At 51.9% G+C, this 24079-nt stretch carries 24 protein-coding genes; 18 read left to right on the top strand and 6 right to left on the bottom strand.

Going from position 1 to position 24079, the window contains the following annotated elements; all coding sequences use genetic code 11:
• Window positions 1-22: 22 nt before the first annotated feature.
• Window positions 23-721, bottom strand: a complete 699-nt coding sequence (locus QMG93_RS26405; RefSeq protein WP_281941853.1) for a hypothetical protein — start codon at window positions 719-721, stop codon at window positions 23-25.
• A 250-nt stretch (window positions 722-971) separates the two neighbouring features.
• Between QMG93_RS26405 and QMG93_RS26400 the strand changes: the two genes are divergently transcribed.
• From QMG93_RS26400 to QMG93_RS26360, 9 genes are read left to right on the top strand one after another with little or no spacing between them, the layout of a single operon-like run.
• Window positions 972-1796 (top strand): ABC transporter permease, encoded by an 825-nt coding sequence (locus QMG93_RS26400; RefSeq protein WP_010496370.1) that lies wholly within the window; start codon window positions 972-974, stop codon window positions 1794-1796.
• Between the two features lie 15 nt (window positions 1797-1811).
• Entirely contained in the window at window positions 1812-2852 is a 1041-nt protein-coding gene (locus tag QMG93_RS26395; protein WP_281941850.1) for an ABC transporter ATP-binding protein, read from the top strand.
• Between the two features lie 32 nt (window positions 2853-2884).
• Complete coding sequence (locus tag QMG93_RS26390) at window positions 2885-4081, top strand: extracellular solute-binding protein (protein WP_281941848.1); 1197 nt, start codon at window positions 2885-2887, stop codon at window positions 4079-4081.
• Window positions 4078-4959, top strand: coding sequence for an ABC transporter permease (locus tag QMG93_RS26385; protein ID WP_281941846.1), 882 nt, complete (start codon window positions 4078-4080; stop codon window positions 4957-4959). Before QMG93_RS26390 ends, QMG93_RS26385 begins: the two co-directional genes overlap by 4 nt.
• A gap of 11 nt (window positions 4960-4970) precedes the next feature.
• Window positions 4971-5453, top strand: coding sequence for a hypothetical protein (locus QMG93_RS26380; protein WP_281941843.1), 483 nt, complete (start codon window positions 4971-4973; stop codon window positions 5451-5453).
• The gene (locus QMG93_RS26375; protein WP_281941841.1) at window positions 5434-6429 is read left to right on the top strand and encodes a CehA/McbA family metallohydrolase; all 996 of its coding nucleotides are present in this window, start codon (window positions 5434-5436) and stop codon (window positions 6427-6429) included. Before QMG93_RS26380 ends, QMG93_RS26375 begins: the two co-directional genes overlap by 20 nt.
• Window positions 6389-7189, top strand: a complete 801-nt coding sequence (locus QMG93_RS26370) for a glycerophosphodiester phosphodiesterase (RefSeq protein ID WP_281941840.1) — start codon at window positions 6389-6391, stop codon at window positions 7187-7189. The genes QMG93_RS26375 and QMG93_RS26370 overlap by 41 nt, the downstream gene beginning before the upstream one ends.
• A gap of 30 nt (window positions 7190-7219) precedes the next feature.
• A complete protein-coding gene (locus QMG93_RS26365) occupies window positions 7220-8242 on the top strand; it encodes a LacI family DNA-binding transcriptional regulator (RefSeq protein ID WP_281941838.1) in 1023 nt (340 codons plus the stop codon).
• A gap of 33 nt (window positions 8243-8275) precedes the next feature.
• A complete protein-coding gene (locus tag QMG93_RS26360; RefSeq protein WP_281941836.1) occupies window positions 8276-9637 on the top strand; it encodes an MATE family efflux transporter in 1362 nt (453 codons plus the stop codon).
• Between the two features lie 75 nt (window positions 9638-9712).
• On the opposite strand, the gene QMG93_RS26355 is transcribed toward QMG93_RS26360, so the two are convergent.
• Complete coding sequence (locus QMG93_RS26355; protein ID WP_036692980.1) at window positions 9713-10084, bottom strand: helix-turn-helix domain-containing protein; 372 nt, start codon at window positions 10082-10084, stop codon at window positions 9713-9715.
• A 183-nt stretch (window positions 10085-10267) separates the two neighbouring features.
• Here QMG93_RS26355 and QMG93_RS26350 point away from each other — a divergent pair, with 183 nt between their 5' ends.
• A complete protein-coding gene (locus tag QMG93_RS26350) occupies window positions 10268-11254 on the top strand; it encodes an asparaginase (protein ID WP_281941832.1) in 987 nt (328 codons plus the stop codon).
• Window positions 11255-11499: 245 nt separating this feature from the next.
• Here QMG93_RS26350 and mmuM read toward each other — a convergent pair whose 3' ends face one another.
• Window positions 11500-12441 (bottom strand): homocysteine S-methyltransferase, encoded by a 942-nt coding sequence (gene mmuM / locus QMG93_RS26345; RefSeq protein ID WP_216789571.1) that lies wholly within the window; start codon window positions 12439-12441, stop codon window positions 11500-11502.
• Window positions 12442-12494: 53 nt separating this feature from the next.
• Window positions 12495-13118 (bottom strand): GntR family transcriptional regulator, encoded by a 624-nt coding sequence (locus tag QMG93_RS26340; RefSeq protein ID WP_281941829.1) that lies wholly within the window; start codon window positions 13116-13118, stop codon window positions 12495-12497.
• Between the two features lie 270 nt (window positions 13119-13388).
• On the opposite strand from QMG93_RS26340, the gene QMG93_RS26335 reads away from it, so the two are divergent.
• The 5 genes from QMG93_RS26335 (at window position 13389) to QMG93_RS26315 (ending at window position 19619) form a co-directional block, all read left to right on the top strand.
• Complete coding sequence (locus tag QMG93_RS26335; protein ID WP_281941827.1) at window positions 13389-14594, top strand: cystathionine gamma-synthase family protein; 1206 nt, start codon at window positions 13389-13391, stop codon at window positions 14592-14594.
• Window positions 14595-14607: 13 nt separating this feature from the next.
• Window positions 14608-15648, top strand: coding sequence for a homoserine dehydrogenase (locus tag QMG93_RS26330; RefSeq protein WP_281941825.1), 1041 nt, complete (start codon window positions 14608-14610; stop codon window positions 15646-15648).
• A 51-nt stretch (window positions 15649-15699) separates the two neighbouring features.
• Window positions 15700-17145, top strand: a complete 1446-nt coding sequence (locus tag QMG93_RS26325; RefSeq protein WP_163859466.1) for an aldehyde dehydrogenase family protein — start codon at window positions 15700-15702, stop codon at window positions 17143-17145.
• A gap of 216 nt (window positions 17146-17361) precedes the next feature.
• Window positions 17362-18780 (top strand): amino acid permease, encoded by a 1419-nt coding sequence (locus tag QMG93_RS26320; protein ID WP_281941822.1) that lies wholly within the window; start codon window positions 17362-17364, stop codon window positions 18778-18780.
• A complete protein-coding gene (locus tag QMG93_RS26315; protein ID WP_010496399.1) occupies window positions 18777-19619 on the top strand; it encodes a YitT family protein in 843 nt (280 codons plus the stop codon). The genes QMG93_RS26320 and QMG93_RS26315 overlap by 4 nt, the downstream gene beginning before the upstream one ends.
• A gap of 56 nt (window positions 19620-19675) precedes the next feature.
• On the opposite strand, the gene QMG93_RS26310 is transcribed toward QMG93_RS26315, so the two are convergent.
• A complete protein-coding gene (locus QMG93_RS26310) occupies window positions 19676-20860 on the bottom strand; it encodes an MFS transporter (RefSeq protein WP_281941819.1) in 1185 nt (394 codons plus the stop codon).
• 190 nt (window positions 20861-21050) lie between these two features.
• On the opposite strand from QMG93_RS26310, the gene QMG93_RS26305 reads away from it, so the two are divergent.
• Window positions 21051-21515, top strand: a complete 465-nt coding sequence (locus tag QMG93_RS26305; protein WP_281941817.1) for an Lrp/AsnC family transcriptional regulator — start codon at window positions 21051-21053, stop codon at window positions 21513-21515.
• Between the two features lie 97 nt (window positions 21516-21612).
• Here the strand turns inward: QMG93_RS26305 and QMG93_RS26300 are convergent, their stop codons facing one another.
• Window positions 21613-22413 carry an ABC transporter ATP-binding protein gene (locus QMG93_RS26300; protein WP_281941816.1) on the bottom strand — a complete coding sequence of 267 codons (801 nt, stop codon included), beginning with the start codon at window positions 22411-22413 and terminating at the stop codon, window positions 21613-21615.
• Window positions 22414-22637: 224 nt separating this feature from the next.
• Between QMG93_RS26300 and QMG93_RS26295 the strand changes: the two genes are divergently transcribed.
• Window positions 22638-23861: a tetratricopeptide repeat protein gene (locus tag QMG93_RS26295; RefSeq protein WP_281941814.1), complete on the top strand. Its 1224-nt coding sequence runs from the start codon at window positions 22638-22640 to the stop codon at window positions 23859-23861.
• Window positions 23861-23989, top strand: coding sequence for a hypothetical protein (locus tag QMG93_RS26290; protein ID WP_267904967.1), 129 nt, complete (start codon window positions 23861-23863; stop codon window positions 23987-23989). The genes QMG93_RS26295 and QMG93_RS26290 overlap by 1 nt, the downstream gene beginning before the upstream one ends.
• Window positions 23990-24079: the final 90 nt, after the last annotated feature.

Below are 24079 nucleotides of genomic sequence, written 5' to 3'. Positions count from 1 at the left end.
GCATGAACGTTCGCATAATCTATCAGAGAGTGATTCTTTTGTTGGGATCAATACCTATTATTTCTGAAAATTTGTCCGCAAATAACTTCAAGTCGTTCACATTGTTTTCAAAAGTAACAATAGCTGTATCGCCATCTTTATTCGTGTAATTAATGACGAAAAAATGACGAATTACTTTTTTTCCTTTTGTCCCTACACCACTTAAGCCACCGACGATAGCCCCCAAACCACCAAGAAGAATCCCGCCCACCACAGCACGGCCGATCACGCTTTTTTCAATCTGCTTAACATCCTCTTCGGAAAGTGCTGCGAAATTTATGATTCGATCGTTTGGAACTTCGAAGTTTCCATTTTTAGATTCAATCACTACTTTGTCTGGGCAAGCATAAAGCCATGTCGCTGTTCCCTGTGGAATAGGTAATCCTTCGATGTGAGAAACATATATGGATTCAACTGCATTCAGTTCTTCCATCTTGTTTCGATAGTTGCCTCTGAATTTTCTAAGTTTCATCATTCCTAACCACAGAAACACTAATATGACTACAGTAATAGCAATTCCCAAAATTAATCCACCTCTTGTATGGGTATTATTTCCTACATTATACACGATTTTCGTGAGAGAGATCATTTTTTTCACATTTATATTCGGGACGTATCCGTCGGAGATAGAAGAATTTTCACTTTTCTTTTCAATTTGCCTATACAGACATTGCGATTTCATCACACCTCCTAAGCCCCTTTTACAAATCATTTAAAAGATCATGAACTCCCGTTAACAATTTTATCGATCGAATTTTACAATCGTCTTCTATTCTTAAAATAGAAATTGCGAAGCAGGGAGGCTGAAAAGTTAGGCATATGTTGTTACGGTTAAAATTGGTATCGATACCATGTGCAAGCTGTAGAGGTAGGTGCTTTTTATTTTTCGAAAATTGGTATCGATACCAATTTTGTGAGGAGGTGAAAATTCCATGAGTTGGTACTTCAAAAGCTTGGGAAAAAGAAAGATCGTTGAATTTGTCATTTTCGCCTTGTTCATCTTCTTTTTTCTGGGACCGCTAATCAATTTGGCGCTGCTTGCCTTTTCGGGAAAGTGGCAGTATCCGGCGGCGCTGCCGCAAAGCTGGTCTCTAACCTGGTGGAAATTCGTATTGTCCCAGCCTGAAATTTTAAAGTCGATCGGCTTGTCTTTTCTCATTGCTTCCGTCGTCACGGCGCTGTCGATTGTCATCTGCGTTCCCGCGGCCTATGCTTTCGCGCGCATTCAATTTCCGTTCAGCCGTTGGTTTCTATTCTCGTTCCTGCTGACCAATGCGTTTCCGAAAATGGGCTTATATGTCGCCATCGCGGTGCTGTTTTTCAAGGTCGGCTTGATGAATACCTTTGTGGGCGTTGTTCTCATTCATGTGATTAACACCTTGATGTATATGACATGGATTCCGGCCGCTTCGTTCAAGAGCGTGCATCAGGCACAGGAAGAAGCCGCAAGAGACGCGGGGGCGGGCCCGTTTCGCGTGTTCTGGAATATTACGCTTCCGATGGCGCTGCCGGGCATTATTGTAGCTTCGATCTTTACGTTCCTGTCCTCTTTGGACGAAGCGCAAGGAACGTTTATGGTAGGGATGCCCGACTTCAAAACGATGCCGCTGATCATGTACGGAGCGGTACAAGACTATCCGGCAACGGCCGGCGCCGTATTTTCCATTATTTTGACGCTGCCTACCATTATTTTGCTGATGGTATCACGGCGCTTCGTCAGCGCGGATGTGATGTCCAGCGGCTTCACCATGAAATAGCAAGGAGGCAGGACGATGACTGCTCCAGTTCAATTATCGATTCGAAATTTATCCAAACGTTACAAAACAGGTGAAGGCGTGACCGGGATATCGTTCGATATCCATCATGGAGAACTTGTTACTTTGCTGGGCCCGTCGGGCTGCGGCAAAACGACGGTGCTCCGCTCGGTCGGCGGATTTCTGGAACCGGACTCCGGCGATATTCTGATTGCGGGCAAGAGCGTGCTGCATCTTCCCCCGGAGAAGCGTCCGACCGCGATGGTGTTTCAAAGCTACAATTTATGGCCGCATATGAATGTGTTCGAGAATCTGGCCTTTGGCCTGAAAATCCGCAAAATGAAGAAGGATCAAATTCAAGAAGCGGTGGACCGGGCACTCAAGCTCGTCCGGCTGCCCGGCGCGGAGAAGAAACGGCCGACCGAGCTGTCGGGCGGACAGCAGCAGCGCGTGGCCGTGGCGAGAGCTCTGCTGCTGGAACCTGAGGTTCTGCTGCTGGACGAGCCTTTCTCGGCGCTGGACGCGAAGCTGCGGGCAGAGCTCCGGGAGGAGCTGCGGGAAATCCAATCGTCGACGAAGCTGACGATGATGTTCGTTACGCACGATCAGGAAGAAGCGCTGTCGCTGTCGGACCGGATCATCGTCATGAACCGCGGTCATATTGAACAGTCCGATTCGCCGCAAGCCATCTATGACGCTCCGCAGACGCTATTTGTCGCGAATTTTATCGGACGCATGAACATGCTGGAGGGGGTGGCGCATAACGGAAGCATCACGCTGCAAAACCTGGAGCTTCCCGATTCCAGGCATCTGCACGGAGATGTCGTGGTCGCGATTCGGCCGGAGGATGTCCGATGGAAGGAAGCGTCGTTCCCCGGTCTGGCGGCCACCGTTAAGCAAGTGATGGTGCTCGGGCATTACGCTGAAATTACGCTGCTAACCGAAGCAGGCGTCCTGCGCATGTTCCTGCCCCGGGAAGAAGCCGTTGAACTGTCCGGCGGACAATCGGTCTCGCTTACGTTTTCCAAGCACGCTGCTTATCCTAAAATTTCGGCATAGCTGCCGGCCCAACTTCGAGGAGGATGTCAACCATGAGTATTAATTTCGGCGGTTTCAAGCACAAGGGTAAAAGTTTCGTTCTTGCTTCTCTCTCGGCGTTTACGCTTCTGGCGGGTTGTTCGGCGGGAGCGGGAGGCGGGGCTAACTCCGCGGCTCCTGCCAAGAATGAAACGGCTGCTGCGCCAAGCGGCGGTACGACGGAAATTTCGTTTTATTTCAGCGGATCGCAAAACGTGCAGGAATTATGGAAGCATCTGAAAGAGTTGTATGAGAAAAAACAGGACAAAGTGAAGGTCAAGCTCGTCTACATTCCGTCCGGACAAGGCGAACAGGCGACCATGAACCGGATTGTTGCCGCCAAGAAAGCGGGGAACAACACGATCGACGTGGATCTGTACGAAGCCAACGGAGGGTCTGATTTGGCCGCCGACAAAAAGGATAACGTCTTCGAGCAACTGGACGAGAAAAAAATCCCGAATCTCAACTTGATGAATCCGGCGAATATGAAGGATGCGGGCTACAAAGTGGTGCCTTACCGGTCTTCCTCGGTCCTTCTTGCTTACAACAGCGCGAAAGTGCCGACACCGCCGAAAACGCTCGATGAGCTGTACGACTGGATTCACAACCATCCGGGCCGATTCGCTTACAACGATCCGGCTACCGGCGGTTCCGGCGCTTCGTTCGTGATTACCGCCTTGTACAAGTCTCTGCCGGAAGAGGCGATCCATAATGAAGATAAGGGCATTGAACAGGAATGGGGTCCGGGCTTCGAATTGCTCAAATCGTTATCCAAAGACATGTACCAGCAGGGCGTATATCCGAAGAAAAACCAAGGGACGCTCGACTTGCTCGCCAACGGAGAGGTGGACATGATTCCGGCTTGGTCCGACATGGCGCTGGAGCAAATCAACAAAAAGCTGCTGCCCGAAACGACGAAGCTCGCGCAGATTGAGCCGGCATTTACCGGCGGACCGGGAAGACTGGCCGTACCGAACATGTCCCGGCATAAAGAAGCGGCTTACGACTTCATCAATTTTGTGCTGAGTCCGGAAGCGCAGGCCGAGGTTGTCAATAAAATTTACGGTTTCCCCGGTATCGAATGGTCGCATATGCCTGCCGATCTGAAGAAAAAGTTCGAAGGCGTGTCCGTCAACTACCGCTCCTTTAATCTCGGGGAACTGGAAGCCGACGCAATGAAACGCTGGCAGAAGGAAGTCGCCGGTCAATGAGCACCCAGTCGCTGGTCACCGGCAAAACATTAAGACCAGCCTTGTTCGGACGCGGAGCGGGACGTTCCGCGCTCGGACTGGTCATGGTGCTGCCTTCCTTTTTGCTGCTGCTCTTGATGATTGTGGTGCCGATCTTCACGTCCGTTCAGGAAAGCTTGAGCGGACGCGACGGCCGGTTTACGTTGGAGCATTACCGCTTTCTGTTTACCGATCCCGCCATGCTGGCGAACATCAAATATACGCTTTATTTGACGCTGGTTTCGTCGGTGCTGGTGCTGCTTATTGCTTATGTGCTTGCCGTGTTTTTACGGTTTAGTACAGGCGTTCTGGCGAAGTGGATTGAGCGTCTCTATTATATTCCGATGTTCATTCCATCGGTTATTGCCACATACGGAATAATGAATATGTACGGCAATCACGGCTGGCTGGCCCGCATCCTGCTGCTGTTCACCAATGAGCCGATGATGAAAGTGCTTTTCGATTTCAAAGGGTTGCTACTCGCTAATTTATGGTTTCATATTCCGTTCGCCACCATGCTGCTCAGTTCCGCGCTATCGGGTATTCCGAACGCCGTCATTGAAAGCGCGAAGGACGTGGGAGCGGGGAAAATTCAAGTTTTCACCCGAATTATCGTTCCTTTATCGTTCAAATCGCTGCTGGTGGCTGCCACGTTTGTCGTGATGGGCATTGTCGGAAGCTTCACGGCTCCGTTTCTGATTGGCCCGAATGCGCCGCAAGTGCTCGGGGTAGCGATGCAGCAGCAGTTTTCGGTCTATTTTGAAACCGGCATTTCCAGCGCGTGCGCCGTATTTATGTTTGTTCTCTGCTCCCTCGTCGGCTATTTCTATATTCGCAGCATGATGAATGAAGAAAAGTAAGGGGATGTTGTATGAAAGATCTGCTGATCGTCGAAGGGAAGCTGACTCCACTCAGTTCAAAAACGCATATTACCTATCAGTTTTATATGCCTGAGCCTGCGGAATGCCTGGTTATTGATTTTCGCTACAGCCCTAAAAAATTGGACGACCCACGCGCCTCCCGCGAGCTGATTGAAGACGCGATCGACCGGTATGTGAAACCGCCTTTACAACCCGTCTACAAGGAGCAATGGGAAAAGTTCGTTCCGCTGCAAAATCTGCTCACGCTATCGATCGACGACCCGGAAGGATTTCGGGGATCGGCGCACCGTCATCCGAACGAGCAGCATCATGTCTTGTCGCCGAAGGAAAGCTCTCCGGGCTTTATTGCGGGCCCGATTCAAGATGGGATTTGGCGGGTCGCCATAAGCGTTCATTGCGTCGTGACCGAAGCGTGTCATTATACATTAAGCATCCGGGGAGGAGCGTCGGCGCATGAACTGGCTTCCGTTTGAACTGCATACCCATACGCCTCACAGCGACGGCATTCATACGCTGCACGACATGTGCAGGAAAGCGGCAGAACTTGGTCTCCGCGGCATCGCCTTGACGGATCACAACACCACATCGGGGCTGGCCGATGCGGCCCGGGTGACGGACGAGACCGGAATATGCATCGTCCCGGGGATGGAGTGGACGACCTTCTACGGGCACATGCTGACGCTTGGCGTGCCGTATTGCGAATGGCGCGATCTGGGCCCGAAGGATATTTTGAAGGGCATTGACCGGGTTCACCGGCAAGGGGGCGTGGTCGGCATCGCGCATCCGTTCAGTATGGGCAGCCCGATTTGCACGGGGTGCCATTGGGAGTATGACATCCAGGATTGGCATCAAATCGACTATATGGAAGTATGGCACGAAACGCTGCCTCCGCTGCGCAACCATAACGCCCCGGCTTTCGAGCAATGGACGAATTTGTTAAATCAGGGAGTGCGCCTCGCCGCCACAGCCGGCCGGGACTGGCACCATTCCTCCGAGAATAGCGATCCTCCGGCTTTTACGTATCTGGGCATCGCCGGAGATGATCGCGCTGTCACGACGGAAGCCGTAGTGGAGGCGATTCGTTCAGGGCGCATTTGCGTGAGCATGGGGCCGCTCGTCACGCTGGAACTGAGGGCAGGCGGACAGACGTATGGCATTGGCGATGTCGTTCCACAAGCAGCGGGAGAATCCGCCGAGGTTTCGATTCGAGTGCATGCCCCGTTTCAGACAAGCGGACGAAATTTGCTGCAAGGACCAAGCTATACGTTGATCGTCGAATCGAATCTGGGAGAGCTGTGTCGTGGTACTGTAACGGAAAGTGAACCGGCGTTCTTCCGGACCATTTCCAGCGAAGGGCTGACCTGGCTGAGGGTTCGCCTGCATGGCTTGCTGGGCATGGCGTTAGCGGATGTCGCTTTTACGAATCCGCTTTATTTTGAAGCGCGGTAACGGCAGCGAAGCGATCACACAAAACAACGCAGGAGGCGTGCAGGTTATGAATATGCCCCTAATTATCGCGCATACCGGCTGCGAAGGCACGCCGGACAATACTCTGGAGTCGGCTATCGTCGGACGGAGGGCAGGCGCGGAGGTGCTGGAAGTCGATGTCAGAGCGACCAAGGATGGCGTGTGCGTGCTCTATCATGACGATAATCCTTGGATCTCCGAGCTTACTTATGCCGAATTGCAGGAAAGGAATCCCTTCATGCTTCCGGCAGGACAGGAGCTGGAACGGCTGGAGACGGTGCTGCTGGCTTTTAAGGGGCAGCCGGTCTTGTTTAATTTGGATATCAAGACCGATGCCGCAGCGCTTCCGGTTATCGAGCTGCTAAATACGCTGAAGATGTGGGAGCAGATTTATTTTACAGGCGAAACAAAAACGATTACAAACCTTCCCTATCGTGATAGAGTAGTGTGGAATACGCCGGAAGCGCTAAAAGAGATGAACGGCGCCGTCTATGAAGCCGCCGTACGGGATTTGTGCAGCATGGCCAAGCAAAAAGGATTCGCCGGAATCAACGTGGACTATTCTTCGTGCCGCGAAGCTCTGGTGCAGTGCGCCCACGAACACGGACTGCTTGTCTGGGTGTATACCTTGCCCGAAAGTGGGATGTTTCCGGCTTATGCCGAGATGAAGCTGGATGCGGTCTCCACGCTGGACGTCGGCGCCACTGCGGCTTTGCGGGAGCGGATGCGAGCGGCGCTCTGAATTATTGTTTTGAAATGAGGACAGCAACGTATGGGTGTGAAAATCAAGGATGTGGCACGTATGGCAGGCGTTTCGGTCACGAGCGTGTCCAGGGTTTTGAATAAGGGCGAGCACGTGAGCGAAAAGCTTGAAAAGAAAGTGCGTCAAGCGATCGAGCAGCTTAATTATTCGCCCAGTTTGATTGCCAAGAGTCTGAAACGGAATAAGACCAATCTGATCGGGGTCATTATCCCCGATATTACGTCCAGCTTCCAAGCGACGATTCTGAGCAACATCGAAGAGACCTTGGGGCGCAGAGGCTATAACCTGCTCGTTTCCAACATTGTCGAGGATACGGATAAGGTCGTTAAATATTTGAATGTGTTTCAGGAGATGCGTGTGGACGGCATTGTGCTCATGCATGAAAAGCTGAACGATCATATCCGGCTTTTTTTGCAAAAAAATCAAATCCCGCTGGTGGTCCATGCCGAATTGGGCCTGAATCTGCCGACGGTGATGATTGACGATTTCAAGGCCGCTTACGACGCCACAGCGTATCTCATTCGCAAGGGTCATCGGCGGATCGCGATGATTGCGGGGGACATGCGGGATTTATGCGCGGGAAGAAAACGTTACGAAGGGTATCTCGCCGCTTGCAAGGACTACGGCATTCCAGTAGACGAATCGATTATCCGCTTCGGCGATTACAAGCTGGCCAGCGGCTACCGGTTAATGAACGAGCTTCTGGTCGAAGCCGGCGGTTCGTTTACGTCCGTATTTGCGGCGAGCGACGATATGGCGGTTGGCGCCATCAACTGTATGGCGGATCATCAATTGCGCGTGCCCGATGATATATCTGTCATAGGCTTCGACGGCAACCAAATGTCCGACGTGATCCGGCCGCGGCTCACGACCATCCAACAGCCGATGGACAAAATAGGACAAGCGACCGTCGAACTGCTCATGGAGCTTATCGAGCAAAACGATCATGCACAGCGGTCGCACCCGGCAAGAACGATCGTGCTGGAGCACGAACTGGTGGAGAAAGCCAGCTGCCGTGACATTCATGAATGAGGTGGCTTCCTGAAGAGCTAGAAGGCGGATGGTATGGAAAAACAGCAAGATAAACGGTTTACCTTATTTCGGTTAATGGGTCCTATTTTCGTGGAACAACTGCTTCAAACCATTATATTGAATATAGACACGCTGATGCTCAGCAACTATTCGGATCGTTCGGTGGCCGCCGTGGGCGTGGCCGCTCAAGTGTTAACTGTGGCCCAATTGATGTTCGGATTTGTTACCGTAGGGCTCAGCGTGCTGATTTCGCAATTGCTTGGTGCGGGAAAAGAACGAGAAGCCGCCAGAATGGCTTCGATTGCGCTGGGGATGAACCTTATGCTAGGGCTCGTCGTCAGTCTAGCTTTATTTATTTTTGCCAAGCCGTTATTGGGCTTGATGAAGCTGCCGCCGGAGCTGATGGGGGACGGATATACGTTTTTATCAACGGTGGGGATGCTTTCTTTCACCGTAGCGATCATTAGTACGGCAGATGCGGTGCTGCGGATGCACGGTTTTCTGAAGCCGATGCTTCTGCTGTCTTTCTCTGTCATTATGATCAATATTGCCGGGAACTTTTTGTTCTTATACGGCCCTTTTGGTATTCCGGTTCTAGGTGTGGAGGGGGTTGCTCTGGCGACCAATGCCAGCCGGGTATTCGGGGTAGGCCTTGCGCTATTTCTGCTGATCCGCTATTTGCCGTATCCCCTTTCCTGGAAGGACATGTTTCGGCTGCCGGTCAACGAAGTTAAGGAAATGACCAGAATTGGCATTCCATCGGCGGGGGAAAACATTTCTTATAACGCTTCGCAAGTTTTTATTACGTATTTTGTTACGATGCTGGGCACTTCGGCGCTGACGACCAAAATTTACACCCAGAACATTACTACATTCGTCTTTTTGGTTTCGGTCTCGATCGGACAAGCGACGTCGATGATGATTGGCCGTTTGATTGGAGCAGGTCAGCATGATACGGCTTATCGTGTATGCTATCGGAATTTGCGCATCGGATGGGCGATTAATTTTGGCATAGGCTGCTTGCTCGTCATGTGTTCCCGCCCGCTGCTCGGCCTGTTTACGAACGATCCGGAAGTGATCCGCCTCGGGCAAACCCTGATGCTGCTGTCGCTGCTGCTTGAAGCGGGGCGCGCATGCAATGTGATCGTCATCGGAGCGCTGAATGCCGCCGGCGATGTTAGATTTCCGGTAGTCATGGGCCTTATTTCCATGTGGGGGCTTAGCATTCCGTTGGCTTATCTTTTTGGGATTGTATATAAGCTTGGCATCCCCGGAATATGGCTTGCTTTTATCGTCGACGAATTTCTGCGCGGCGCGAGCATGCTGCTGCGCTGGCGTTCCCGAAAATGGCAGCACATCCGGTTCGCGTTGGTTAGCGGATCGGCGAAGATGTAATGGAGCTGGAGGCTTAAACTCATCAAGCTTAGCCGTATTCCCTAGAGGGGGCGGCTAAGCTTTTTGTCGTTCGCGTCAACCGTTCGTATCAAGCTTGCGCTTCGTGCGGATAAACGCAATGCATTGCTTGATTTCTTCCTCGTTGAGCGGCGCTCCGTCCAGAATGAGCTCCACATCGAACCGCGTGCGCGCCTCGGTCAATTTCAGTTTATCGTGCAGCTCGACCTTCCACGCTTTCGGATAAAACGCCGGGTTATCGATCCGGCCGAGCAAGTAGTCCACAGACGTTTCCAGCAGATCGGCAAGCTTCTTTAACGTTTCCAGCGGCGGTTCCCGATACCCCGATTCGTAGCCTGCGTAGGTGCTTTTTGCAATGCCGAGCCGGTCGGCTGTATATTGTAACGACCATTTTTTGCTTTTTCTTAGTCGGGATAATCGTGTCAGCATGGAAAATACCTCCTCATACCCATCCATTATAACACGTACTGTTCGCGTAACGCATAAGAATATTGTTGTTTTTCGCAAGTCTATTCACTATAATGAAAATATGGTCGCGTTACGCGTACTTTTTCGGATGGATTATACTTAGGTCAGTATAGTCCGATCAGATGAAAGGGTGCTTGGATAGATATGAAAAAAATACTGCTGCTATCGACCGGAGGAACCATTGCTTCCGTCCCGGGCGAAAACGGGCTGGCTCCCAAAATGAGTGCGGACGAGCTTCTGCACTATCTGCCGGAACAGAACCGGTCCTATCAGGTGGAAACCAAGATTATCATGACGATTGACAGCACGAATATGCAGCCCGAATATTGGGTCACGATCGCTAAAGCCGTCTATGAGCATTACGATCAGTACGACGGTTTTGTCATTACCCACGGGACTGATACGATGGCGTATACCTCCGCTGCGCTTTCGTACATGCTGCAGAATCTGGCGAAGCCCGTCGTCATTACCGGCTCCCAAGTGCCAATCATGTACAAAAGAACCGATGCGAAAAAAAATATTATCGATGCGATCCGTTTTGCCTGCGAGCCTGTGGGCGGGGTCTACGTTGTGTTTGACGGCCGCGTTATCATCGGGACAAGAGCGGTGAAGATGAGGACCAAAAGCTACGACGCGTTTGAAAGCATTAATCATCCTTATATCGCTTATATCGAGGAAAGCATTACGTATCATCATCCGGTCCGGACGGTGCGGAACAAGGAGCCGCGTCTGGATTGCTCACTTTGCCCCGACGTCTTTTTGTTAAAGCTGCTTCCGGGGACGAAGCCGGAGCTCTTCGATTACCTGAAGGGGCTGTACAAAGGTGTTGTAATCGAAACGTTCGGGAGCGGAGGATTGCCGTTCCAGGAAAGAAATCTGATTCCGAAAATAAACGAGCTGATCGAGGCGGGGATCGCGGTAGCTCTCACGACACAATGTCTGGAAGAAGGGGGAGACCTTGGCCTGTATGAAGTCGGGCGGAAGGTGAATCAGGACCTGATTATTAATTCCAGAGATATGAACACGGAGGCAATTGTTCCTAAATTCATGTGGGCGCTGGGGAAAACAACCGATCTCACCGAGGTTAAGAAAATCATGGAAACGGTGATTGCCGGCGATACGACGCCCTGACACGGGATGGAGTTCAACGTTTCACAGGTTAATCGCTGCCGTTGGCGAGTGGGGAAAATAGGGCCGCGGCCATATAGGTTAGTATCTTCTGTAGGCAGGAGTTCGGTATTTGTACTGAGCTCATGCCTTTTTTTGTCTTTTATTCGAAGCGCGCTGCGGCCTTTGATCATAAAAAATGCACCTCCAATTGTTAGGGGGGCTAACAATCGGGGTGCAATCTGGCTGATCCGGCTCCCGGCACAACGTCAGCCGGTATTTCTTGCCCAGGAGAAGATGGAGCGGATATCGTCGGGAGTGGTGCGGCAGCAACCGCCGATTAATCGGGCTCCTTGACCGTACCAGGCTTTGGCACTGCAGCCAAGGCTTTCTTCGGACGCCGCTCCATGCCAGGTGCGCGTGCCGGCTGCATACTGCTCGCCGGAATTCGGGTAAACCAGAATAGGTTTCTGTGTTTTCTTTCCGATTTCATGGATGAGCGAAGGGATATACTTAGGCGGGGTGCAGTTAACGCCCAGGGCCGCAATCTGGCGCTGCTTGTCCAGCCACTCGGCACATTCGTCCATACGCTCCCCGCTGCTTATACGCTCTCCGTCTTTGGCGCTGAAGCTCATCCACGCACACATTTGCGGAAACTCTTGCAATAACGCAACGATCGCTTTCGCCTCCAGAAGGCTGGGGATCGTCTCGCAAGCGAGCAAATCGGCTCCGGCTTCGACCAGCGCTTTAACCCGCGGCCGATGAAATTCAATGAGCTCCCGTTCCGTCAGCCTATAATCGCCCCGATATTCTGACCCGTCCGCCAGATAGGCTCCGTAAGGGCCGACGGAAGCGGCAACGAGGGGCCTGGGCCTAGCCGATTTGTCCTTCCATGTATCCCAGAAAGCATCCCGCGCCCGTACCGCAATACGTACGGAATTTTGAATCAAATCGGTCGCCTGGGCTTCGCTGAGGCCCTGTTTGACAAAGCCGTCAATGCTGGCCTGGTAGCTTGAAGTGATGGCGCAATCCGCTCCGGCCTCAAAATAATCGGTGTGTACTTTTCCTATTAATCCAGGATTCTCCATCAAGATTTTGGCCGACCACAAAGGATCGTCGATATTGCAGCCATGGCGTTCAAGCTCGGTTGATAAGGCCCCATCAAGGATGATGACAGGAAAGTCCTTGAGGATGCGCTCTATTGGGTTCAATTTCTTGCACCTCGCCCAGGGGATTTGTTGTACAGGTCTGCTGTGTTTAGCAGCTAGATCATATCCGTATAATTGATTTTCCAATGAACATTCTTGATGAACGCTTCGACCCCTTGGGCATCCTTTGCTTTAAAGTATTGGATAATTTGCCGGTGCTCTGCATTCATTTGAGCCAAAACGGCAAACAATTTTTCCTTGTCGTTGCTTAAATAAATCTGCCTGACAAAGCTGTGCTGCAAAGAGTTCAGCATGTCGATCAACGAGCTGTTGTTGCATCTCAATAAATACACTTGATGAAACTCGTTTTGGCGAGCCTGATAGTCCGAAAAATTGTGCTGCTGTATGGCAATGTCGATCTGATCGGTCAATCGGGTCATCCTTGCAATATCTTCATCCGTGAGAAAGTCGACCGACAAGGAAGCGGCCAACGCATCCAGCACGGCGACGATCTGAAACACATCCAGTTTTTTCTTCGTATCAATTTCTTTGACAATAAAGCCTCTGCGCGGAATATTTTCCAACAGATTTTCCGAGGCCAGCTGAATAAGCGCTTCCCGTACCGGGGTACGGCTTACGCCGAGCTTTTCGCAAATGATGGCTTCATTTACTTTTTGATTGGGCAGCAGAGAACCGTTCTGGATTTCTTCGGCTATATAATTGTAAACGTGATCTTTCAACGATTGATATCTCTGAACCGTAATACCCGAACACCCCTTCCGCCATAAGTCTATATACAATATATAATATTTTTAATTTGTAATCATAGTAGCATTTTAAAAAAGTTTAATCAAGAAGCAGGCGACGATCATGTAAGCGCTTAAATTTTACGTTGATTTTGCAAAAACGACGTGTTATGATCTGAATCACAGTATATAATATATTATATACAAAAACTATTCCAAGAATACTATTACTCCGGAACGAATCGGATGCAGGAGGGGATCGAGATGAAAGCGCATATGGGTACCAAGTCAGTATGGGCAGGGGAAAAAGAATTCAGGGTTTTCGGAGGGACGCAAGTTCCTGTCGTTATGAGCGTGGCTTACGATTATCAGGATGTGGATGAATGGTACGATGTGGCGCTGGGTCTCAAACCGGGTTACACGTACAACCGCATGTCCAATCCAACCGTGAAAGCGTTTGAAGAGAAGATAAGAATGCTGGAAGGGGCCGAAGCGGCCATCGCTTTTTCTTCGGGAATGGCGGCCATCAGCGCCTCTTTGCATACCTTTCTCAAGCCTGGAGACCGGGTTGTATCCGTGAAGGACACGTACGGGGGCACTAATAAAATATTTACGGAGTTTCTGCCCCGCATGCATGTTCAGTCTGTGCTCTGCAATACGGAGGACTATGCGGAGCTTGAAGCCGAAATCGCCAAGGGCTGTCAGGTAGTTTACCTGGAATCCCCGACGAACCCGACGTTGAAAATTACGGACATTGAGCGGCTGGCGAAGGCCGCCAAGGCGGTGGGGGCTCTGGTTCTGGTGGATAATACGTTCGCCACGCCGATTAGCCAGAATCCGCTGAAGCTTGGGGCCGATCTCGTCATTCATAGCGCAACCAAATATTTAAGCGGCCATGCCGATGCGATGGGCGGCGTGGTGTGCGGTGCGGCCGGGCTAATGGAGAAGGTCTACCACTACCGGGAAATCAATGGAGCGGCATTGGACCCATGGGCGGCTTACCTGATTATCCGAGGGATCAAAACACTACATCTGCGCGTACGGCAGCAGACGCAAAGCGCGATGGCGATCGCCCGGTATTTGCAGCAGCAGCCGCTGATCGAGGCCGTGAACTACCCGGGGCTCGAGACGCATCCCCATCATGACGTAGCCAAGCGGCAAATGAACGGCTACGGGGGCATTCTAAGCGTTGTATTAAAGGGAGGCATGGAAGCCATCAAGCTTCTGCTGCACAAATTGCAATATGCGAATCGGGCAGGCAATCTGGGCGCTGTTGAAACGATCTACGGGCCAGCGAGAACGACAAGCCATGTAGAATGCACTCTGGAAGAACGCCAAGCGCTTGGCATTTCGGAAGGCCTGCTTCGCATCTCGGTCGGCATTGAGGATACCGAGGATTTGATCGCCGATTTGGCTCAAGCGCTCGCACATGTGGAAGCCAATTTGCCGGTAAGCACTCATAACAAGTAAGGAGGAACGAGAAATGACACTGAATATCGCACTGCTTGGCTTCGGCGTGGTAGGACAAGGCTTGGCGGAAATTTTGGAGGATAGGCGGAAAGAGCTGGCTGACCATCTGGGATTCGAGGCAAACGTCGTGGCGATTTCCGATAAGATGAAGGGCTCAATCTACCATCCCGGCGGTTTGAAAGCAGCGGAAGCTCTTCGGGCGGTCAAAGAAACGGGGAGTCTGGACGCCTACCCGGAGGAGCCGGGCCTGATCAGGGGCTGGGACAGCTTCAGGACGATCCGGGAAACGAATGCGGACGTCATTGTTGAGCTTACATTTACGGATGTGAAGACCGGCCAGCCCGCGATTGACCACTGCCGCGCCGCCTTCGAATGCAAGAAGCACGTCGTTATGAGCAATAAGGGGCCCGTCGCGCTCGCCTACAAGGAATTGTCGGAGCTCGCCCTCCGGCATGGAGTGCGCTGGGGCTACGAGGGAACGGTGATGAGCGGCACGCCTGCGCTTCGCATGCCTGTCGTTGCATTGGCGGGCAACCGCATCGATGAAATCAAGGGTATTCTCAACGGAACAACCAACTATATGCTGACCCGGATGGAAGCGGGAATGAGTTATGCGGAGGCTTTGGTCGAAGCCCAGACATTGGGCTACGCGGAGGCCGATCCGACGAACGATGTGGAGGGCTACGACGCCCAATATAAAATTACCATTCTGGGCAATATCGTCATGAAGGCCCCGCTGAGACGGGAGGACGTAGCCGTTCAAGGCATCAGCAAGCTGACCCCGGCCGATATTCAGCGGGCCAAAGACGAAGGAAAGCGTTGGAAGCTGATTGCCAGATGCTCCCGGGACGGCGATCGGATTACGGCCAAGGTAGGCCCGGAAATGCTGCCGCTTGAAGACCCGCTGGCCGGCGTCGGGGGCGCGGTTAACGCCGTCACGTACGATTGCGATTTGGCCGGCCCCATCACGCTGATGGGAGCGGGAGCCGGACGCAAGGAGACTGGCTTTTCCATCCTTATCGATTTAATTAATATTCACCGTAACCAATTGTAAGCAGCCGATCCGGCAGTCCTCGAAAACCAAACAAAGGATGAGGTGCAGAGCATGATCATGGAAACGATGACGAAGAAGAACAAGATGTATTTGGCCGGCGAGTGGGTTCATCGGGAGAAGACGCTGCCTGTAAACGATCCGCAGGACAACCGCTTGATTGCGACCGTGCCTGCGGCTTCCGCAGCGGATATGATATATGCCATCGAACAGGCGAAGGAAGGATTCCGCATATGTTCGGAGATGCCGGTTCATGAACGGATCGCCGTTCTGCACCGGGCTGCCGATTGGATCAATGAAAAACGCGAAGCCTACGCGATTACCATCGCCTCCGAAGGCAGCAAGACCATCAAGGAGGCGCGCAAGGAAGTAAGAAGATGCGTGGAAACGCTGCGAATCAGCGCCGAGGAAGCCAGACGCTTGAATGGGGAAACGATTTCGTTCGATCAAATGCCCGGCAGCGAAAACCGGCTGGGCTATTATTACCGTTTTCCTATCGGCATCATCGGCGCCATTACTCCGTTTAACGATCCGCTGAATCTCGTTGCCCATAAAGTTGGTCCCGCTATAGCGGCAGGCAACGCCATCATCGTGAAACCGGCGACGGTTACGCCGTTAAGCGCCCTTATGTTGGCCGAAGCGTTCGACCATGCCGGACTGCCGGCAAAAATATTGTCCGTGATTACGGGAAATGCGAGTGAAATAGGGGATGTGTTGGTAACGCACCCGGATGTTAGAATGATTTCCTTCACAGGTGGTTTGGCCACTGGGAAGGCGATCATGCAAAAGGCTGGGTTGAAAAAAATGAGCATGGAGTTGGGGTCCAATTCGCCGGTTATCGTGCTGAATGATGCGAATTTCGACGATGCCGTGGAATCCAACGTCTCCGGAGCTTTCTGGGCGGCGGGACAAAATTGTCTGGGCGTGCAGCGGATATATGTCCAAGACGGCGTATACGACGCCTTTGTTTCGAAGTTTGTGGAAAGAACCAAGAAGTACAAGACCGGTGCCAAGCAGTCCGAGCAGACGGATATGGGGCCCATGATCAGCGAAAAAGAGGCGAAGCGTGTGGAGCAGTGGGTACGGGAGGCGGTCGAACGCGGAGCCAGACTGCTCTGCGGGGGGAATCGAAACGGTGCTTTTTACGAGCCGACTGTGATGACGGACGTTCCGGAAGATTGCAGGATCGTGAAGGAAGAGGTATTCGGTCCGGTTGTCTCCATCTTCAAGGTGACCGATCTGGAAGAGGCGATTGAAAAATCGAACCGTGTGGATTACGGACTGCAAGCCGGGATTTTCAGCCGGGATATCGATAAGGTGTTCCGCGCCGTACGCAAGCTGGATGTCGGCGGGGTGATGGTCAACGACAGCTCGGATTACAGAATCGATGCGATGCCGTTCGGCGGAGTAAAGGGATCCGGCATCGGAAGAGAAGGCGTCAAATTCGCCCTGCAGGAAATGACCGAGCCTAAGGTTGTTTGCTTCCGGTTGACACCGTAAGAAAGCATTTTTACGGTGCACCTCTTTATCGATAAATGCCATGTCAGATTGAAAGCGATTTCTTTATTCTGTATGCTAGTAAAATGCTTTAATTTCTGTTATCTATAAGATGGAATCAAGATCATGCCCAAAGGTGAAAATACGGTATTACTTGCGAGGAAGAGGATAAGCTACGATCCCGGAAACGGCCTAACTTGGACAAGGGAGAGAAGAAGGATGAGCGGCATGGACGATAGCAGACAAAATCGTTTGAAACGAACGATGAAAAGCAGACACTTATTTATGATTTCTCTTGGCGGGGTTATAGGAACGGGGCTATTCTTAAGCACGGGTTACACGCTGAATCAAGCGGGCCCCGGAGGAGCCATTCTTGCTTATTTGGTCGGCGGACTTATTATGTACCTGGTTATGCTTTGTCTTGGCGAGTTAAGTGTAGCGATGCCCGTCACAGGCTCCTTCCCCGCTTATGCCGCCAAATTTATCGGCCCTGCTACCGGGTTTGCCGTAGGCTGGCTTTATTGGCTGACTTGGGTGGTAACGGTGGGGTCCGAATTCACGGCAGCCGGGCTTCTGATGCAGCGATGGTTTCCCGGGGTATCCGTTTGGATATGGAGCGCTCTGTTTGCCGTATTACTGTTTGCGTTAAACGCTTTTTCAGTCAAATTTTTTGCAGAGTCCGAATTTTGGGTGGCCGGATTTAAAGTTGTCGTTATTGTATTGTTTATTCTGCTGGGCGGCGCGGCTATGTTTGGGATCATCCCTATGAAAGATCAGGCAGCCCCGATGCTGGGCAATCTGTTTGACCAAGGCGGTTTGTTCCCGAATGGGTTTCTTCCAGTGCTGTTCACCATGATTTCCGTGAATTTTGCCTTTTCCGGGACGGAGCTGATCGGAGTTACGGCCGGGGAGACGGAAAATCCGGACAAGGTGATCCCGAGATCCATTCGTACCGTCGTGTGGCGGACTATGTTCTTCTTTATCCTTGCCATCTTCGTATTGGCCGGGCTTGTCCCCTGGCAGGAAGCAGGCGTTGTTGAAAGCCCTTTTGTTCTCGTGTTCGACAAAATTGGTATTCCTTATGCCGCCGATATTATGAATTTTGTTATTTTGACGGCGCTTTTATCGGTCGGTAATTCGGGGTTGTATGCTTCGACGCGTATGCTCTGGGCCTTGGCGGAAGAAAACATGATCAGCCCATGGCTCGGAAAAACGACAAAAAGCGGCGTACCGCTGAACGCGCTGATCATCAGCATGCTGGTGGCCTGCCTGTCGCTTCTCTCCAGCGTCATCGCTGCGGATACCGTCTATGTTGTGCTTATCGCCATTTCAGGCTTTGCCGTCGTCGCCGTTTGGATGGGCATCGTTGCTTCACAGTTTATGTTCCGCAGGCAATTCCTGAGGAACGGGGGGGATATCCGTAACCTCAAGTATCGTACTCCCTTGTACCCGTTCGTTCCGATTTTGGCTTTTGTCTTGTGCTCTGTTTCCTGCATCGGATTGTACTTCGACCCGGAGCAGCGAGTCGCCTTGTATTACGGTATTCCGTTTGTGGTGCTGTGCTATTTGATCTACTATTTGAAAAACAGAAAGAAAAAAGGTGCTGCGCTGCGGTCATCTGGCGGTGGGCCAGAGTGAAGGAGCATTTCAAGAACGGTGCTGCGATATGCATCGGCTCGGCAGTCATGGGCTTCGGCATCAATTATTTTAATACGGCAAACGGGCTGGCCGAGGGCGGCATTACCGGAGCCAGCCTCTTGCTGAAATACATGTTCGGCTGGGAGACGGGTTTTACGAATTTTGCGATGAACCTGCCTTTGTTTCTTGTCGGATGGAAAGTACTGGGGCGAAAATCGTTTGTATACACGGTCTTTGCCACGCTTATGTTTTCGCTGTTTGTCTACATCTTCCGAGGGTTCCGGTTTCCGATGAACGACTTGCTCCTAGCTTCCTTATATGCCGGCGCTACGGTGGGAGTGGGGTTAGGTATTGTTTTCCGTTATGGAGGAACGAGCGGAGGAACCGATATTCTTGCCCAGATGTTCAAAAAGTTTTGGGGATGGCCCATAGGAAGAAGTGTGTTTCTATTCGACAGCCTGACGATCCTTCTTTCCCTGATCTATTTGGACCGGGAAAGGGCTATGTATACGATTGTTGCCGTATTCATAGGCTCCCGTGTGATCGATTATGTAGTTGAAGGGACGGCGAAAGGGAAAGCGGCGTTTGTTGTGAGCCGGTATCCGGAGCTGATATCGGAGCGGATCCATCAGGAACTGGAAAGAGGAACCACCTTTTTTTACGGCAAAGGCGGCTATAGCGATTCGGATAAGAAAATTGTTTACTGCGTCGTCAGCCGCTCCGAAGTTAGCCGTTTAAAGAAGCTTGTTTTGGAAACGGATCGGCAGGCTTTTGTCATCGTGAACGAGGTGTTCGAAGTGATCGGGGAAGGCTTCACCCCCGTGCAGGAGAAGCTGTAAGCGGCGAAGACAGTCCTCCATGTTGGAGAACTGCCACAAAAGCCGGTTCGTTTGCTTTACTTCGACAGCACGGCCTTCGACGAGGCGGTTCTGCCCAACGAAAACGACAGCCATGTGAAGAAAAGGCCAAGGAGCACGGTCGCTCCGCCAACCCAACCGAGAGGGGCGCCCGTATAGCGGTCCACGATCAGTCCGCCTGCGCCTGCTCCGACAGCCAGGCCGAGCTGAAAGACGGAAGTATTGACGCTCAGGGCAATTTCGGACGAGTGCGGGGACAAGGTGATCAGGTAATACTGCTGGGCAGGCACCGTCGTCTGCACGGCGCCGATCCACACCATGGTCGCCAGCATCGCACCGACAACAAGCTGGGCCGCGAAGGGAAAAACGATCAGAATCGCGGCATGCAGAAGCAGGCTCACATACAGCGTGGGCCGAATCCCCCATTTGTCGGTAGCAAATCCCCCTATGCGCGATCCCGCGGCACTGGCGAGCCCTGCGAGCAACAGCGTCGTGCTGACAAGTGCCGTGGACATCCCGGCTGCGGATTGCAGGAGAGGCGTAATGTACGTATAGACGGTCGAGTATCCCGTCACGAACAGGAACGAAATCAGCAAAGCCGTGACAACCTGGCTGTTCTTGAGGGCGGCCAATTGGGTCCGTAGCGGGACGGTTTCTTGCTTCGGCAGCTTTGGAAGGTACGCCATAATCGCCCACGCGGCGATGATGCTAAACACGGCAATGATCAGAAATACCGAGCGCCAACCCCACAAGTCCCCGGCCATAGTGCCTGCAGGGACCCCCAGAACGAGCGAGACGCTAAAGCCCATAAGAATCGTTCCGATCGCGCTTCCCTTTTTCTCAGGCGGAGCCAGATTGGCCGCAGCGGCGAGCGCCACCACTGTGTAGACGCCTCCACTTAACCCGAGCAGGATTCGGGAGGCCATTAGCACCGCAAAGCCTGTGCTGAAAAAAGCAAGCAGATTGCCTACAATAAAGAGGAGAAGAGCTGCCGCGAGCAGCTTTTTTCGCTCCATCCGGGCTGTGAAGGCGATCAACAGCGGCGAGCCGAAGGCAAACGCAAGAGAGAAGCCCGTGACCAACTGCCCGGCGAGGGAGAGGGGCACCTGCGTATCCTTAGCGATCATACCGATGATGCCGGTGACAATCGATTCCGCCGACCCTACCATGAATTCCCCTAGAGCAAGCAAATAAATTCCGATATAACGAGCCAAACGCTTCACTCCTTGCATGAAAAATACTAGTTTGTTAGTTTGCCGATTCCCGCGCGGGTGCGACAAGCGATGTACTAATGACATTTTACAAAAATGATTTTATAATTTACATACATGAACCAAGGTATTTGATCCCCATCAATTTAAGGATTGAAGTTAATTCGCGGTTTTTACTTATATATTTGAAAGGGTGATTTGGATGGATCAGGTGGACTACAAAATCTTAAGCCTGCTGCACGAAAATTCCCGCATTCCGATGGCGGAGCTGGGGAGGATTATCGGGATGACGCAGCCGGCCGTGAAGGAAAGAGTGAGGAAGCTGGAGGAACAAGGCGTGATTACGGGATACCGCGCGGCGATCTCCATGCCGAAGCTGGGCAAGAACACGACGGCCTTCGTCATGTTCCGGACGAAGAAATGCGCCGCTTTTGTCGAATTTTGCAGGCAGTCGCCCGAGGTCACGGACATGTACAGGATTAGCGGGGAGTACAATTACATGCTGAAGGTCGTTACCGCAACGACCGAGGAGCTGGTGGATTTTTCGGAAAGATGTGGAGATTTCGGCTACTCCTATACCTTGATGATGCTCACGGCACCGTTCGAGCAAAAGATGCTGATCGGGGAACCGCCAATCGCCGAAACAGCGGAGCCCTCTTCAAACTAACGAGGCGCGGCAGGAACGCTTCATCAGCTGCACAAAAAAAGCTTAGTCGTTTCCCCTTTGAAGGCGAATCGGCTAAGCATTTTGTTCTCTTATATCGCTACGCAAGCGGATTCGCGCCGTATGCTGCTCGCACGTACACACGCTGACGGTGCTTTTCGACCTCGACGGGGGCCTCGAAAAACTCGGTCAAGATATCCGCCTCCAGGATGCTTTCGGTGGGGCCGCTGCGGACCACCTCGCCTCTGCGCAGCAGCAGTGTATGGCTGAAGGCAGGAACGATTTCTTCCGTATGGTGGGTAACGTAAATCAGCGTCGGCGACTGCTCCTGGCAGCTCAGCTCCTGGATGCTGTCCAGCAGCTTTTCGCGCGAGAACAGATCCAGCCCGTTGCAGGGCTCGTCCAGAATCAGCAAGTGCGGGTCGGCCATCAGCGCCCGGGCGATCAGCACCTTCTGCTTCTCTCCCTGCGAGCAGGTCCGGAATTCCCGGTCCCACAGATGCGTGCAGCCCAGCGTGCGCATCAGCGCCTGCGCCCGGTCCAGATCTTCGTCGGACAGCCGCTCGTATAAGCCGATGGTCGCGTATTTGCCGCTGATGACCACATACTGGGCTTTATCGGTGGCGTACAGCTTCTCCTGCAGCGAGGAGCTGACCCAGCCGATGGAACGGCGCAACTCGCGCAAATCGACTTCCCCGAACCGGTGGCCGAGCACGGACACCGACCCTGTTGTCGGCCAGAGATAGCCGTTAATCATGTTCAGCAGCGTCGTTTTTCCCGATCCGTTCAGGCCCAGCAGCGCCCAATGCTCTTTGGGACGCACGGTCCAGCTGACATTGTGCAGCAAATAGTTGTGGCCGTTTTTCCAAGTTACATCCTGAATGTCAATGACGTGTTCCATAAGCTGACCTCTTTCCTTTGTTCGCGATTATTATTTCCTCATCATAAAACATGGACGAAGCCGTGTCGATGCGAAAAGTGCTCATCCCGAAGCGCAATTTTTGCTACATTTCATTTTTTATGTGATAGCGGTTACAAACCAGTAATATACATATAAAGTAGGTTATTTACACTTCCCTTCGACCGATGTACTATTATGGATATAGGCAGGGAGGAGAATTTTATATGGTAACGACCATTCAAAGTATGAGAACGGTAGTTGAGAATGAGTTGCAACTCCACGGGTTCACGCCTTCGCAATTCAGCGAACTTGCAGGAATCCGTATTGAGCAGCTGGATTACCCCCGGTCCGTCACCATAGACCAGCTCGACAAGATAGCATCCGTATTGGGTCACGGCCCCGGTTGGCTTTACGAATTGTACTTGGGTCAATGTTTCTTGAACGATAAGCTAACCTGTTCGCAGCAATTTTCCTTAGCGGAGAGCTTGTTTGAGCAAGGAAAGAAAAAAGAAGCTATTCCGCTTTACCGCCAAATTGTCGATAAAGGAAATACAGAGGACCCGCAGTATGTCATGAGCCAGTTCCGGTTGTTTCAATCGCTCATCGGAACCGGGGTGGAAGAAAACAGAGAAGCCGTGTTTCGTTTTGAAACCCATTACAAACATCTGCCGGAGGATGTCCGGCTGGACGCTCTTTTGCAGATGGCCAACGTTTATTACACCTTCGAAAGATGGGACAAAGTCGGACAGTACGCCGATGAACTCAGAGAGCTGGCAACTGCGATCTACGAGAAGCTGATACATAATGACCTGTATAAGCCGCTGCAAACGGAACGGCATTTAGTCGTGTACTATGGTCAAGGCTGTCTGATGAAAGGGGTGGCTCTAACCAAACTGGAACAATACGAAGAGGCCAAGCGCTGCGTGCAGGAGTATTCCGATCTTTCATGGTTCCAAGGTCTTGACGAGGTCGGTAAAAAGGAGGTTGAGAAATTCCGGATATGGGGGAAAGGAAACGGGCTCATCCTCGAATTGAATACGGGGAACCTCAAAGTACTGCCCGAATTATCCGCCTATCTGGACGAATATCCGAATCAAATCCTTCCCAGTTTATCGGTCGTCGTGAAAGCCGCGAACCGGTACCATTTTTCCGTTGACGCGGTCCTTGCCAAATTCGAAAAGAGAATCCCGACCGTCGGGACGATTTGCGATCACATCAATGGCACGCAGCTGTTCCACTTTTGGTATGAGAAGGTCATTTACAGCTTCAAAAGAGGAGGGAAGCACCAAGCGTTAAACGAATTGATTCACGCCTTGGGTCTGGCCCAAAAATTGCGTTATTATTCGGGGTTCGAGAAATGCGTTTCTTTGTTCTGGAAGTATGTTGACCATGCAACAGAACAGCAGAAGAAGGAATATGAGAAAATTTTGGAGGGAGTGTCTGCTTGATGAAAAAAATGATGGTGCTTCTGACTTTGGGGTTCATTTTCTTGAACGGCCTGTCCGTATCGTATCAACCGCCGGCTAACGAGCCGGTAAAAATGGAGTACTTTCACGATAACGGTGTAGGAGGCTAACATCGGATCTCAAGGAGTCCCGGCCGGTTCATGGAACCGGTCAGGGGCTCTTTTGATTTGATCGGGTCTGAGCCCGGGAGTTCGCTTGGT

It is taken from the genome of Paenibacillus tyrphae (assembly GCF_027925525.1).
In the GTDB taxonomy this organism is placed as follows: Bacteria; Bacillota; Bacilli; order Paenibacillales; family NBRC-103111; genus Paenibacillus_G; species Paenibacillus_G tyrfis_B.
Note: the sequence above shows the minus strand (reverse complement) of the source record. Positions and strands in the feature narration are given on the sequence as shown.

What these genes read in the sequence shown, in the direction of transcription:
- QMG93_RS26405 (WP_281941853.1), bottom strand. Translation starts at nt 721, where the DNA reads ATGAAATCGCAATGTCTGTATAGGCAAATTGAAAAGAAAAGTGAAAAT.
- QMG93_RS26400 (WP_010496370.1), top strand. Translation starts at nt 972, where the DNA reads ATGAGTTGGTACTTCAAAAGCTTGGGAAAAAGAAAGATCGTTGAATTT.
- QMG93_RS26395 (WP_281941850.1), top strand. Translation starts at nt 1,812, where the DNA reads ATGACTGCTCCAGTTCAATTATCGATTCGAAATTTATCCAAACGTTAC.
- QMG93_RS26390 (WP_281941848.1), top strand. Translation starts at nt 2,885, where the DNA reads ATGAGTATTAATTTCGGCGGTTTCAAGCACAAGGGTAAAAGTTTCGTT.
- QMG93_RS26385 (WP_281941846.1), top strand. Translation starts at nt 4,078, where the DNA reads ATGAGCACCCAGTCGCTGGTCACCGGCAAAACATTAAGACCAGCCTTG.
- QMG93_RS26380 (WP_281941843.1), top strand. Translation starts at nt 4,971, where the DNA reads ATGAAAGATCTGCTGATCGTCGAAGGGAAGCTGACTCCACTCAGTTCA.
- QMG93_RS26375 (WP_281941841.1), top strand. Translation starts at nt 5,434, where the DNA reads ATGAACTGGCTTCCGTTTGAACTGCATACCCATACGCCTCACAGCGAC.
- QMG93_RS26370 (WP_281941840.1), top strand. Translation starts at nt 6,389, where the DNA reads ATGTCGCTTTTACGAATCCGCTTTATTTTGAAGCGCGGTAACGGCAGC.
- QMG93_RS26365 (WP_281941838.1), top strand. Translation starts at nt 7,220, where the DNA reads ATGGGTGTGAAAATCAAGGATGTGGCACGTATGGCAGGCGTTTCGGTC.
- QMG93_RS26360 (WP_281941836.1), top strand. Translation starts at nt 8,276, where the DNA reads ATGGAAAAACAGCAAGATAAACGGTTTACCTTATTTCGGTTAATGGGT.
- QMG93_RS26355 (WP_036692980.1), bottom strand. Translation starts at nt 10,084, where the DNA reads ATGCTGACACGATTATCCCGACTAAGAAAAAGCAAAAAATGGTCGTTA.
- QMG93_RS26350 (WP_281941832.1), top strand. Translation starts at nt 10,268, where the DNA reads ATGAAAAAAATACTGCTGCTATCGACCGGAGGAACCATTGCTTCCGTC.
- QMG93_RS26335 (WP_281941827.1), top strand. Translation starts at nt 13,389, where the DNA reads ATGAAAGCGCATATGGGTACCAAGTCAGTATGGGCAGGGGAAAAAGAA.
- QMG93_RS26330 (WP_281941825.1), top strand. Translation starts at nt 14,608, where the DNA reads ATGACACTGAATATCGCACTGCTTGGCTTCGGCGTGGTAGGACAAGGC.
- QMG93_RS26325 (WP_163859466.1), top strand. Translation starts at nt 15,700, where the DNA reads ATGATCATGGAAACGATGACGAAGAAGAACAAGATGTATTTGGCCGGC.
- QMG93_RS26320 (WP_281941822.1), top strand. Translation starts at nt 17,362, where the DNA reads ATGAGCGGCATGGACGATAGCAGACAAAATCGTTTGAAACGAACGATG.
- QMG93_RS26305 (WP_281941817.1), top strand. Translation starts at nt 21,051, where the DNA reads ATGGATCAGGTGGACTACAAAATCTTAAGCCTGCTGCACGAAAATTCC.
- QMG93_RS26300 (WP_281941816.1), bottom strand. Translation starts at nt 22,413, where the DNA reads ATGGAACACGTCATTGACATTCAGGATGTAACTTGGAAAAACGGCCAC.
- QMG93_RS26295 (WP_281941814.1), top strand. Translation starts at nt 22,638, where the DNA reads ATGGTAACGACCATTCAAAGTATGAGAACGGTAGTTGAGAATGAGTTG.
- QMG93_RS26290 (WP_267904967.1), top strand. Translation starts at nt 23,861, where the DNA reads ATGAAAAAAATGATGGTGCTTCTGACTTTGGGGTTCATTTTCTTGAAC.